The 13,023-nt window shown below is 72.3% G+C and carries 4 protein-coding genes and 1 pseudogene; 1 reads left to right on the top strand and 4 read right to left on the bottom strand.

Annotated elements, in window-relative coordinates; genetic code table 11:
* Positions 1-385: 385 nt before the first annotated feature.
* The 4 genes from AB0O11_RS35840 to AB0O11_RS35855 form a co-directional block, all read right to left on the bottom strand.
* The gene (locus AB0O11_RS35840) at positions 386-8,323 is read right to left on the bottom strand and encodes a hypothetical protein (protein WP_363395646.1); all 7,938 of its coding nucleotides are present in this window, start codon (positions 8,321-8,323) and stop codon (positions 386-388) included.
* 324 nt (positions 8,324-8,647) lie between these two features.
* Positions 8,648-10,033 carry a cytochrome P450 gene (locus tag AB0O11_RS35845; RefSeq protein WP_363395649.1) on the bottom strand — a complete coding sequence of 462 codons (1,386 nt, stop codon included), beginning with the start codon at positions 10,031-10,033 and terminating at the stop codon, positions 8,648-8,650.
* A 37-nt stretch (positions 10,034-10,070) separates the two neighbouring features.
* A complete protein-coding gene (locus AB0O11_RS35850; RefSeq protein WP_363395652.1) occupies positions 10,071-11,072 on the bottom strand; it encodes a UbiA family prenyltransferase in 1,002 nt (333 codons plus the stop codon).
* A 117-nt stretch (positions 11,073-11,189) separates the two neighbouring features.
* Positions 11,190-12,323 carry a polyprenyl synthetase family protein gene (locus AB0O11_RS35855; protein WP_363395655.1) on the bottom strand — a complete coding sequence of 378 codons (1,134 nt, stop codon included), beginning with the start codon at positions 12,321-12,323 and terminating at the stop codon, positions 11,190-11,192.
* Positions 12,324-12,580: 257 nt separating this feature from the next.
* Between AB0O11_RS35855 and AB0O11_RS35860 the strand changes: the two are divergent.
* Positions 12,581-13,023, top strand: a pseudogene (locus AB0O11_RS35860) (hypothetical protein); the annotation flags it as partial.

Consider the following 13,023-nt stretch of genomic DNA (forward strand, 5'->3'; position numbering starts at 1 on the left):
CCCCTCAGGAAGCGGGCTGTCCCACGGCTGTGACACCTGGCGCATCGGGCTCCGACCCGAGCCTGCGAATCCATACGGCACCCCGGTTCCCTCGCGAACGGCAGCGGCAAGGTGTCGCTGCCGTCGCTACCTGCGGCGGAGGTGAGAAGGTGGGTGAACCCAGGTGCCAAGACGGCGAGTTCGGCCATTTCAGGGCGCTTGGCCGGCGGGTTCCCGCAGCAGCTCGGCGTCCTCCTCCCGCACGTTCGAGCAGGCCGCCGGCCCCCCTTGCCGAGCAGGTCGTGGGCCTGGCTTCCACCGGCACGTCCGCCCACCGTCCGCCGGCGGAAGCCCTTCGTGTGCTCGTCGTGGGTGTTGAGGCGGCTTGTCGGGGTGGTGGCCTTTCCTAGAGGTCCGGGAGGCTGGTGAGGGGAAGTGCCATGGCGCGTGGAGACGTTGTGGTGGGTGTGCCCGGTGCGGGAGGGGGCGTGCCGGTGTAGGGCGGGTAGGGTGCGGCGTCTGTCATCTCGGTGTCGGGCGTGTCAGTGGCATCGAAGGGACGTGTGATGCCGGGGACCACGACGTTGGCGGCGAAACCGGTACCGCCTTCCGCAAGGTCGGTGTCCTCGGTCTGCCATCCCCGCCACTCGGCGTCAAAGTCGTCGTCCAGGCCGATCACGCGGTCCAGTCCGGTGTCGGCGAGCCCCGCGATGGTGGGAACGTCAGACAGGAATTCGGGATCGAGGAAGGAGGCGGGGTCGTACAGGTCGGCGTAGGGGACGGGGGTGTCCGGCGCTGCGCCGATGGCGGGGGCGGGGTCGGTGGAAGCGGACGGTGACGGGGTGGCGGTTTCGCGTTCGCTGTCGACGTCCATGGCGGCGGCAGTGGCGTCGGTGGCGTCGACCGGTTCGGCTTCAGCGTGGGCGGGCGGGGTGGGGCAGTACAGGGGGGACGGAGCCTCTTCGAGGGAGAAGCCGCCTTCGGGGATCGTCACCTTGGTGGCGAAGCCCGTCCCACTGCCGACGGGGGTGGCCTCCAGCACCGCTGGAGGTTCCGCGCTCTCGACGACAGCTGCCGGCAGTGCCGGTGCTGGTGCTGGTACCGGGTAGGCGGAGATCAGGCGGTCCATCTCCTCCAGGTCCTCATCGGTGATCCCGGGGACGTCCTCGCCGCCGCCCGGCTCCGCCGGCGCCGTCAGGGTGCCCAGGGCTTCGGTGCCGGGGAACGGATCGTCAAGGATCAGGGCGTCCCACACGCCGGGTTCTGGCGGGAGCACGGGGCTCGACGACTCCGCGGCATGCTCCTCCGGCGTCTCCGCCACCTCGGCACGAGTGTCCGTGGTCCCGGCCGGGGACGTGGGCCGGGAGCTGTCGATCGCGTCGCTCAGGCTGGTGGAGGCGAGGAGTTCCGCGATGCCGGTACCGATGGAGTCGGTACGCGTGTCGCGGGGGTCGTGCGTTGCGGTGGTAGTGGTGTCCTCTTCGGTGCCGGCGCCCGGGATGCCCTCGCTGCCCAAGTCCAGCGGTCTCAGGCCGTAGCCCTCGTCTCCGAAGAGTTCGGCGACATCCGGGAGGTAGACGTCCGGGTCACCGAAGGGGACCGTACCGTCCTCACTGCTCCTGCCGTGGCCGGTGGTGGCCGTCTCGCCGCCGGGGACCGTCGGTGTGATGACCGCGAGCGTGCCGTGTGTGCCTCCCGCGGGCAGCGCCAGGCGACCGGGAAGAGCGTCGGTCACGGTGGCGAGGCCGACCGCGTCGCGGGGCGGGGCGCCGGTGATGCGGTCCGCTGTGCGAGCCGGAGGCGGGGTGACACAGAAGACCGAAGCGGCCCTCGGGCCGGGCGCGCCGGACCTTGCACCCGTCGCGGCACCCGCGCCCGACGCCCCGGGAACGGAGACGGCCCCCGGCGACACCGAACCGCCCGTCACCCTGGCCCCGCGCAGCGCGGCGGCGCCACGCGGCACCACCGCCACGGACGCCTGGGAACCTCGGAGAGCCTTCGCCACCAGGGAGGCACCTGACCCGCCGCCCCCTGCCGCACCGGTACGGCGAGGTACGGACCCCTTCACGCTCCAGGGCGTCCGGGGCGTACCCCCCTGCACCGTGGCCGGCTTCGGCTCCTTCCGGGCGCCGATGCGCTGCTGCGCCGAAGGGAGAGCCGGTGTGACGCCGGCGCCGACGGCGGCGTCCGCGCGGGGGCGGCGGCCAGGGCGGGCACCGGGTGCGGATTCCCCGGAACGGGCGACCCGGTCCTCTCCACCGTCGGTCGCCGAATGTTCCCAGTCGTACAGGGTGCGCACTAAAACGCCAAGTTTGATCGCGCGTTCCGCCCGGCTCAGTTCGTCGGCGGCGTTTTGGAGTTGTGCGTCGGCGTGGAGGAATACGGGGCGGGCGAACGCGGGGTGTTCAATCCCGCCTTTCGTGTCCGGGACGGGGGCGTACGGGGTGTTGGCCCGGAGGTGGGCGAGCAGGGTGGTGCTGTCCTGGTGGTGGTCGATCCAGTCCCTGACCAGGCGTCCGGCCTCCTCGGGGGTCCACGGGTGCCGGCTGGGAGCGTGCGCCACCAGATCAGGCACGAGCGTCGCGTGCACGGCGAGGCGCGTCTCGATCACGCTTGTGTGGGTGCCGTTGTCGGCCAGTAGGCAGGCCGCCGCAGCTGCCATTGCCCGGTAGTCGTCCTTGTGGATGCTCTTCAGCACGTTCGTCTTCGTGTCGATGCCCTTGGCCGTCTTGTAGTGGGCGTTGAAGCTGGGTCTTTGGTTCTGGGGGTTCCAGCCGCGGTAGACGGAGTCGGGGCGGGCGGGGGCGAGGGCGGCGGCGTGGTGGCGTAGCCGTGGGGGGATCTGGTCGGAGTGGTTCTCCTGGTGGAGGACGGCGAGGAGTTCGTTGTAGGCGGCCCGCACGGTCGCGTCCTCGGGGAGGACCAGCCGCGGCTCGAAGGGGGCGGGATCGAGGGAATCGGGGGTCGGGATCTCGTGGTCGGGCACGGTGGGACCGGCGTCGACTCCCTCTGCGCCGTCCACGGCCGTCGGCTCCGTGGCGGCACCCGGCCTGATGGCCTCGGTCTCCGCTGTCGGTGCGGAAGCCGTATGCGGTGCCGTGGTGAGGGTCCGGTCGCCGACCGGTGGGCCGGTCTTCCCCGCTCTCTCCGGGGCGGCCCGGTCCTCTCCACCGCCGGTCGCCGCATCCTCCCAGGTGCGCAGGGTGCCCACTGGGACGCCAATTCTTCCCGCGCTTTCCTTCCGATTGAGTTTGCGCCCGGCGCTTCGGAGTTGTGCGTCGGCGTGGAGGAGGACGGGGCGGGCGAACGCGGGGTGTTCAAGGTTCCCCTTCTTGTTCGTGACAGGGGCATACGGGGTGTTGGCCTGGAGGTGGGCGACCAGGGTGGTGTCCTGGTGGTGGGCGATCCAGTCCCTGACCAGGTGTGCGGCCTCCTCAGCGGTCCACGGGTGCCGGCTGGGGGCGTGCGTCACCAGCCCGGACAGATTGATCGGTGCTATGCCGAGGTGTTTCGCGGACACGTCCCTCAGGGTGCCGTTGTCGGCCATCAGGCAGGCGGCCGCCGTGAGCTTCAGGTTGAACTCGTCGGGAAGGCCGGTCTTCAGAAGGCTCGCCGTCGCGTCATTCCACTTGGCCGTCTTGTAGTGGGTCTGGAAGTTGGGTCTTTCGTTCTTGGGGTTCCAGCCCCGGAAGACGGAGTCGTAGGGCGCGGGGTCGAGGGTGGCGGCGTGGTCGCGTAGCCGGCGGGGTATCTGGTCGCGGCGGTTCTCCTCGTGGAGGACGGCGAGGAGTTCCTCGTACGCCGCCCGCACGCCCGGGTCCTTGGGGAGGACCACGCGCGGCCGGAAGGGGACGGGATCCGGGGAATCGGGGGCCGGGATCTCGTGGCCGGGCTCGGTGGGGAGGTGATGGCCGCTTCCGGCGGACCGGGCCGTGGAGGCTCCGGCGTCACCGTCCTCGGCACCGTCCACGGCCATCGGCTCGACGGTGGACGGATCGGTGAACCCCCGTCCCTCCGGAACCGTGTGGTCGGTGTCCGGGGACTCGGGACGGCTGTCCGTGCGGCCGGCCTCGACCCGGTCGGTGGGATCCGTGGCCCCAGGGGTCTCGGCCGTGCCACCGTCCGTCCGGGGAGCTGGGGTGCCATGACCGTCGGCCGCGTCCGGGGCCCGGGCGGGCACCTCCGCAGCGGCACGGCCCTCGCCGTCGGCGGCCGCACCCGCTACCCAGCGGGCCAGCGTTCCGACGTCGACGCCGAGCTTGCGTGCGCGGCCGGCCTGGTCCAGTCCGGGGCTGGTGGTTCGCAGTCGTGCGTCGCCGTGGACGAAGACGGGGCGGGCGAACGGGGCATGGTCGATTCTGCCGTCGCGCGCGACGGGGGCGTAGGGGGTGTTGGCCTGGAGGTGGGCGACCAGGGTGGTGTCCTGGTGGTTGTCGCTCCAGTCCCTGACCAGGCGTCCGGCCTCCTCCGGGGTCCACGGGTGCTGGCTGGGGGCGTGCTTCACCATGGCGGTCAGAGTGTTCGGTGCTATGTCGAGGCGTTTCAGGGAGACTTGCTTCTGGGTGCCGTTGTCGGCCATCAGGCAGGCGGCCGCCGTGAGCTTCAGGTTGAATTCGTCGGGACGGCCGGCCTTCAGGAGGTTCGCCTTCGCATGGACGTTCTTGACCTTCTTGTAGTGGCTCTTGAAGGTGGGTGCGCCTCCGTCGTTGGGGTTCCAGCCGTGGTAGACGGAGCCGCGGGGGGCGGGGCCGAGGGTGGCCGCGTAGGCACGCAGCTGTGGGGGTATCTGGCGGCGGCGGTTTTCCTGGTGGAGGACGGCGAGGAGTTCGTTGTAGGCCTCCCGCACGCCCGGGTCCTCGGGGAGGATCAGCCGCGGCCGGAAGGGAACGGGATTCATGGAGGTGTCCTCCACCACGGCGGGCTCGTTCCGGCCGTCGGCCGGCTCCCTCTTCCAGATGGCCAGGGTGTCCGCGTTCACACCGAGTTTCGCGGCGATGACCGGCCGGCTCGGTTTCGGGGTGGTGGTCTGGAGTTGTTCCTCGGCGTCCACGAAGACGGGGTGGGCGAATTTGTGGTAGTCGAGCTGCCCGGTCTTGTTCGGGATCGGGGCGTACGGGGTGTTGGCCTGAAGGTGTGCGAGCAGGGTGGTGCTGTCCTGGTGGCGGTGGATCCAGTCCCTGACCAGGTGTCCAAGTTCCTCCGGGGTCCACGGGTGCTGGCTGGGGGCGTGTTTCACCAGATCAGGCACGAGCGTCCCGGTCACGGCAAGGCGCTTCCTGATCACGGTTGGCTGAGCGCCGTTGTCGGCCAGTAGGCAGGCGGCCGCCGTCCTCCTCGCCCAGTAGTCGTCCTTGCGGCTGCTCATCAGGAGCTTCACATTCTCGGCGATGCCCTTGACCGCCTTGTAGTGCGCGTTGAAGTTGGTTTCTTCGTTCTCGGGGTTCCAACCGCGGTAGACGGAGTCTCGGGGGGCGGGGTCGAGGGTGGCGGCGTGGTCGCGTAGCTGGCGGGGTATCTGGTCGCGGCGGTTCTCCTCGTGGAGGACGGCGAGGAGTTCCTCGTACGCCGCCCGCACGGTCGCGTCCTCGGGGAGGACCACGCGCGGCCGGAAGGGGACGGGACCCGTGGCCGTGTCCTCCAGGACGGCGGGTTCCTCCCCGTCGTCGGCCGTGCCCACCGCGCCGCCGTGGGTTCGGTGGGGGGTGGCGATCTCCTGGGCTTGGGTGGTGGCGGCGGCCTCGGCGGCGGCGGTGCTGGCCATGATGGTGTAGGCGGCGGTGTAGTGGGCGGCGATGCTGCGCACGGTGGGGTCCTCGGCCTCCGGGACGCCGTCCGTGAAGGGCAGGTCGCCGCGCTCCTTCATCAGGGCGATGGCGAATCTGACCGCCTCGCCGCCGACTCCGCCGGTGGTGGCGTGCGGGCCGTGGTCGGGGGTGGTGGGGGTCCATTCCATCGCGTGGGCGAGGCGTTGGTCGTCGGCGTGCACGAGGGCGTCGACGGTGACGGGACGGTTCTCGCGCCGAAGGGCGAGGGCGTCGGTGATCAGGCGGAGGCGGTCGACCTTGCTGGGGGTGGAGACGGCTGGGTTGACCGTGGTGACGAGGTGGTCGAGACGAGCGGTTGTGGTGGTGCCGGTGGTGGTTCCCGGGGCTCGGGTGAGGCCGTGAAGGATGTGGAGGGTGTCGAGGTGGTCGGTGTCCAGTGGCAGGTGGTGGCGGTTGAGGAAGCCTGCGTACTCGAAGGCATTGGCCTTCCACGGGGCCGTGGTGTGGGCGGGGTCGGTGAGGAACCGGTCGAGGGTGTGGCCGAGCTGGAGGCCGGCGGTGGTCAGGGGCTCGCCGGGGCGCAGGGCCAGGATGGTGCGGGCGGCCGCGCGAAGCGGTGCCTCGTCGGGTCCTTGCAGGATGTAGTGGGCGAGCTGTTTCAGCGTGCCGTTGCGCACGGTGAAGACTCCGCGGTCCTTCAACTCCCGGGCCAGCCCGATCAGGGCGGTGACGGCGACTTCGTCCGTAGGCACGGTGACCGGGGTCCCCTCGTGGACGGACATGGTGGGACTGGCGGCGCGGGGGCGTTTGCCGGCGGCTCCCTGGGGCTGGGGGTCGGATCCGGACGGTGACACCAGCGGGCGCTTCAGCGCGCTGCTCCCAGCCTCGGCCGCCGCGCGACGTTCCGCCAGGGTTGACTTCTTGGTGCGGGCGCCGCCGGGGAGGATGCCGGCGCGTCGGTCGGCGGCGGTGGCCTGGAGGCCTGCCGCGTGGAGGAAGGTCTGGCGGGAGTGGTCGTCGGGGGTGGCGGGGTGGTTGGTCGGGTGGCCGGGTGTCCTGTCGAGGATCTGGTCGGTGGTGGTGTGCGGGTCGGTCAGGCGGTGGGTGGCGAGTTCGCCGGCGAAGGCGGCGCGGAGCCTGACGACTGCGGCGGGTTCGGGAATCCTCGCGGCGGGTGCGGGACGGTCGGCCGGGGCCACGAGCACGTTCAGCTCGGCATTCAGCTGCCGCCGGTGGAGTTCGGGCAGGGCGTTCCACCAGGTGTGCAGGCGGGCGGGTGCGATGTCCTGGACCTCGCATACGAGGGGGTTCTCCTGGGCCTTGTCGACGGCTTCGAGCCAGTTCGCCTCACGGCTGCGCCAGTCCCGGCGGTCGTAGAGCGGTTCGAGGGGGCGCACCGGCGTGTCGGCGGTCCGGACCGCGTGCTCGTACGCCGGGTGCTCTCCGGTCGTCGTCGGTGCGGGACGGGTGGGTGTCGTGCTCACGTCGCGCTCGGCGCCGACCGGATCAGGGCCGCCGGGGCGGGCGTCCGAGGCCGTGGAAGAGACGGCCGCTTCCACGTGCCCGAGCCTTTCCACAATGGCTCGTCCGGCCTCGGGCCGCGCGACCCCCGATTCACGCGGCGCCGGTGCGGTGGCCTCGTGCGACACCGGCTCGGGGGTGCCCGTGAGGGCCGGTGGCGGGAGTTCGGCCGCCGGCTGCCGGTCGTGGGCGGCAGGGGCCGTCCAGTGGTCGGTGCCGCGGACGCCGACGGGGTCCTGGGAAAGGCGCGGATTCCGGACGTGTTTGAGCTGGGTGTAGTGATGGAGTGCGCCACCGATCACACCGGTACCCGCGCCGGCGGCCGCGGCCAGGCCGAACACCGCCGGGTCCCATTCGCCGCCCTGCCAGGCGGTGGAGACCACCGCCCCGGCCTCCCCTCCGATCGCTCCGCCCAACGCCCCGCCCACAGCCTTGCGCAGCAGGGCGGGTCCCCCCATCCGGCCCCCCAGGGCGTGCCCGGCCGGGTCTCCGAGCCCCCCGGCCAGACCGCCCACCCCCGCGACCAGCAACGACGTCACATCCAGCCCGCGGCGGTACTCACCGAGCTGGGAAGCCTGCACCAGCGCATCCTGCCCGGCCCCGAAGACCGCCCCCGAGCACACCAACCTGAAGAATTCCGCCAGGATCTCGCCCACCGAGCGGCGCCCGCCCGCCAGGACTCCGGGGACCAGGGCCGCCGACGCGCCGGCTGTCGTGGCCATGGCCCATACCAACTGTGCGACCGTCCACAGCGTCACCGCCGCCGTCAGCTCCATCGACCGCTGCGCGTAGTCGACCTGTCCGGCCTGCTCCTCCAGTGCCCCTGCGCCCTCCCGCAGACTCGCCGCGCCGCGCCGGGTGCTCTCTCCGACGTCCGCCAGGGTCCGTGCCATCTCCCTGCCCGCTCCGGGCAGGCTCGTGGGCAACGCGGTCGCATGCCGCTCGACCTCCACCCCCGCCTCGTCCACCAGCACGGCCGTGCGCCGCAGCGCCCCCGCGCCCGTCAACAGCCGCTCCGCGTCCACCTTCGGATACGACGCCCCCGACACCGCACCCATCAACGCCGCCCACCACGACGGCACGGACCGGCCTGAGACACCGAACCTGAACAGACCGGAGAACCACGCAGCAGGGGCAGCAGACACGACGATTCCTCACACGAAGAACACAGAAACGGGAGGCCCATCGCTGGGAGCCCCGGGGCTGCCCTGAAGCGGGTTCACCCCACGCCCATCAACGGCCTGCGAACACGTGACGGTTCGGCAGTCCGACCACTCCCACCGCATCGCGGCTGAGGACGATCCCCCGAGGACGACAGCCTCGAGCTGCCGCCCCCGCGCAGCGCCGGGGCGGCAACGAGAACATGCCGCGGGAGTGTTCTGTCAGGCGCGCTGACGCGGTACGAACGGCGCCGGGCGCGATCGGCTGCGCGATTCGGCGCGCAGGTGGAGCGGGGTCGGGTAGATGGGTCCGGCCTTCGCGACCAGGCCGGGGGTGAGCCCGGCGATGGGGCGCAGCCGCCACTTCCGGTGGATGGTGGCCAGTACGGCCAGCGCCTCGGAGAGCGCGAAGTGGTCGCCGACGCACTTGTGCGCGCCGTTGCCGAACGGGATGAAGGCGCCGCGCCGCGGCTTCTCGCCGGTGAGCCACCGGTCCGGGTCGAAGCGGTCCGGGTCGGGGTAGAGCGCCGGGTTGCGGTGCAGGAGGTAGGGGCTGTAGATGAGTTCGGTCCCCGCGGGGGCGAGGACCGGTCCGAGCTTCGTCGGCCGCAGGACACGACGGGTGAGCAGCCAGTTGGGGTAGAGCCGCAGGGTCTCGGCGATGACGTGGCCGGTGTACTCCAGGAGCCGCAGCTGTTCCGGCCGGACGGGGCTGGTGCCGATCACCGAGTCCATCTCCGCCACCATGCGGTCGGCCACCTCGGGGTGGCGGCCGAGTTCGTGGAGGGTGGCGAGGATCAGCGCCCGGGTGGTCTCCGCACCCGTGACGACCAGGGTGATGATCTCGTCCTGGATCTCGCGGTCGCTCATCGGAGTGCCGCCGTCCTCCGTCCGGGAGGCCAGCAGGATGTCCAGGACGTCACCGGCGGCGCCCTCCGCGACGTCGGTACCGGACCTGCGGCGGGCCAGCGCGTCGGTGACGGCGGCCCGGACGTTGGCGGATGCCTGGTCGAAGCGGTGGTTGCCGGGGGTGGGCAGTCGGCGCCACCACGAGGGGAGCATGGTCAGCGTCGCGGCGATGGCGAAGAGCACCGGGACGTTCGCGGCCATCCGCTCGGCGGTGCCGTCGTCGGCCCTCGTGGTGAACAGGGTTCGGGCGGCGACCGACAGGGTGAGGTCGTTGACGGTGCGGCCGAGGTCGATCTGCTGCCCGTCCTCCCAACCGGCCGTCGCCTCGTCGGCCTCGCGCAGCATGGCGTCCAGGTAGCGGTCGATCCGGGCACGGTGGAAGGCGGGCTGGACCCTTCGCCGTCGGGTCCGGTGGGCGGTTCCGGTCGACGTGATCAGGCTCTCGCCGATGACCCGGCGGGCCCGTTCGAAGAGGGCGCCCTTGTCGACGCTGTCGTCTCCGGCGACGAGGATGCGGTGGACCAGTTCGGGATCGTTCAGGACGTAGGCGGGCCGCGGGCCCAGGAAGATCCGCACGATCTCGCCCTGCCCCTGCAGGGAGTCGAGGAACGCCAGCGGATCACGGTGCAGCTTCAGGGCGTGCCCGAGCAGCGGGAGACGCCCGGGGGCGGTGTGCACGGCACGGTCGATAGTGCTCACGGGTTCGGACCTTTCCGGTCGGATTCGGCTACGGCGCTCAGAGCAGGGCGAAGGCGCAGGAGAGGATCACCGCGTAGATACCGGTGAAGAGCAGGTACGTGACTCTGTCCGCTCGGGCCTCCCGCCGCAGCAGGCTGCGGGCGCCCGCGGTCCATGCGGGGACGGCGACCAGCGCGTCGCAGCCGAGCACGACGGCCTGGCCGGCGTGGCCGTGGGAGAACAGGAGCACGTGCAGGGTGGCCGGCAGCGCCGCCATGTTGAGGGCGAACCAGATCCGGACCGGCCAGTGCCCGAGCATCAGCGGCAGGGTCCGTCGCCCGATCCGCCGGTCACCCGCCATGTCGCGGACGTCCTCGAAACACATGGGCAGGTTGCAGGCCGCGGTGACCACCAGCACCCACCGCCACCCTTCGCCGTCGAGCGGCGTCACCAGCTCCCACGCGGCCGCGAGTTGGGCCAGGGTGCCCAGGACCATGGCGACCGGCTTCACGACGACGTAGTGCCGGGGGTTGGAGAGGAGGTTCAGGCCGAGGGAGACGGTCTGCCAGAGCAGCACCCAGCCAATCGTCTCCGTCAGCAGGCCGGCCAGGGTGTACAGCGGGAGGGCGATGCTCAGCCGGGTGAGCACTCCCTCCCGGGTGATCAGGCCCGACGGAATGGGACGGTACGGCTTGTTCAGCGCGTCCTCCGCCGCACCTGCCGCCTGATTGGCCGTGTCGAAGACGTACAGGAAGAGGAGGAACAGCACCGCCGCGGCGGCCACATGACGGGCGAGGTCGGCCGCGGCCAGGCCCTGCCGGAGGCCGACCGCGGCGGTGAACAGGACGGGCGGCACGACGGCCGCCGACGAGTTGTCCGCCAGCAGCCGGATGGTGACCCGGACCTCGAAGCGGATCCGGCCCGCGAGGGTGGCCGGGAGCGGGGCCGGGAGCGGGGCCGGTCGCCCGGCACCGCCGCCGGCCCTCACCGCGCGTCTCTCCCGGTACGCCTGGCCGTCGTCCCGGTCCCGGTCGGCAAGTGGACTCTGTGCTGTGAACATGTGCTCCCCAGGGGTTGGTCAAGGACCGTTACCCGAGATACGGCGGGAGCGACGAACGGGTTCACCCGGCCCGGCGGTGCCACCCCCGCCCCGCCCGCACGGCCCTGGCCTCGCGGTTCAACGGTCCCGGCCCAGCACCGTGGCGGCGAGGGCTGTCAGTTCCGCGTGCTCCTCCGGGGGCAGCTCCGCCGCCTCCAGGTGCCGTGTCGCCTCGGCGAGTTGGCGGCGCCCCTCGTCCTCCGCGAAGGCGCGTCCGCCCGCCTGCTCGACCAGCGCCGCCAGGGTCACGGCCGCCCGGGGCCCGGCCGTTTCGGGGGCGGCCGTTTCGGGCCCGGCCGTTTCGGGGGCGGCCGTTTCGGGGGCGGCCGTTTCGGGGGCGGCCGTTTCGGGGGCGGCCGTTTCGGGGGCGGCCAGCAGCTCCGCGAGCCGCAGACCGGCCGGGCCGGGATCCGCCAGCGCGGCCAGCACGGGCAGGGTCCGGCGGCCGGCCAGCAGGTCGGAGCCGACCGGTTTGCCGGTGCGCGCCGGGTCGCCCCAGATCCCCAGCAGATCGTCGGCGCACTGGAACGCGAGCCCCAGGTGTTCGCCGAAGCGCTGGAGGTGCAGGACGGTGGCCGACGGTGCCCCCGCGAGGACCGCGCCCACCGCGCAGGCGCAGCCGAGCAGGGAGCCGGTCTTCCCGTGGGCCATCGTCCGGTACTCGTCGACGGACACGTGGGCCCGGCCGGTGAACTCCAGGTCCAGGCTCTGGCCGTGGACCAGGTCCTGCAAGGTCGCGGTCAGCATCTCGGCGGCCCGGTGCGCGTACGGCGACCGCGCCCCCGTGAGGACCCGCAGGGACAGCGCCAGGAGGGCGTCGCCGGCCAACAGGGCCCGCGGCACTCCGAACCGGACCCAGGCCGCCGGACGGTGACGGCGTTCCCGGTCGCCGTCCATGATGTCGTCGTGCAGCAGGGTGAAGTTGTGCACCAGCTCCACCGCGACCGCCCCCGCCACCCCGCACTGTTCGGGGGCGCCCGCCGCCCGGGCACCGAGCAGTGCCAGGGCCGCCCGCACGGCCTTGCCGCCGTCCCCGGCCGAGGACGCCCCCGCTCCGGGCTGCGGGGACCAGCCCATGTGGTGCGCCACCACCTCTGCCACCCCTGCCGGGAGTCCCGCCGCCGCACGTCGCAGGGCGGGTTCCGCCAGATCCTTGGCCCGGGCCAGCACCTCGCCGGGATTCGCCACCACGTGGTCCGTTGACAGGGCCATCCACCCACCGTTCCCCTCGTCACCGCTCGGGCGCCGGCCGCCGACGGTGTCCGACCGTGTTCACGTGGCCGTTGCGGTCCCCGGTTCAGCGGGCCCGGTGTGAGCCTTCGAACACCCGGCACCTCCTTCGATCCGCTGAACGCCTCCCCCGGTGCGAGACGTGGTGTCCTCGGCGGAGCTCCTGTTCGCCCCTTTACGGGCGAGTGCGGATCAGCTTCGATCCGTTCCTTCACGTTCCTTGCGTTGGGTGGTCTCTGGTGCCGAACACCTCTGTCGACAGCTGGTTCACCGGCCTGTTCAATCTCGGGGGCTCGGGCAAGGGTGTGCCGTCGTGGTGGGCGGGGTTCATGGGAGCGTCATCGGGGTCCTCCTACCCCAAGGCGGACGCGGCCGGCCTGCTGGCAAGCGCGGGGGCGCTGCGGCGGGCGGCCGGCTGGGTGGACGAGCGGGCGGTGGCGTTCCGGCGGGCGGTCTCGGGAGCGGCACTGGGCATGCCCGGTGCGGGGGCGGTGATGTCCGCGACCCTGGTCACGGTCGGGGACGGCACCCTGGACAGTGCACGGAATCTGCGTGAGGGGGCGCAGGCTCTGGAGGAGCAGGCCGAACAGGTCGAGCGCGCCCAGCTGATGATGGGGTTCACGGCGGCGATGACGTTGTGGACGGTGGCGCAGCTGGTGTGGGCCGCGGTGGCGACGGGTGG

This window comes from Kitasatospora sp. NPDC093102, assembly GCF_040683915.1.
In the GTDB taxonomy this organism is placed as follows: Bacteria; Actinomycetota; Actinomycetes; order Streptomycetales; family Streptomycetaceae; genus Kitasatospora.

Bases quoted from the DNA above. Each gene is read 5' to 3' on its own strand.
- AB0O11_RS35855 (WP_363395655.1), bottom strand. From the start codon at position 12,323: ATGGCCCTGTCAACGGACCACGTGGTGGCGAATCCCGGCGAGGTGCTG.
- AB0O11_RS35850 (WP_363395652.1), bottom strand. From the start codon at position 11,072: ATGTTCACAGCACAGAGTCCACTTGCCGACCGGGACCGGGACGACGGC.
- AB0O11_RS35840 (WP_363395646.1), bottom strand. From the start codon at position 8,323: ATGGGTGCGGTGTCGGGGGCGTCGTATCCGAAGGTGGACGCGGAGCGG.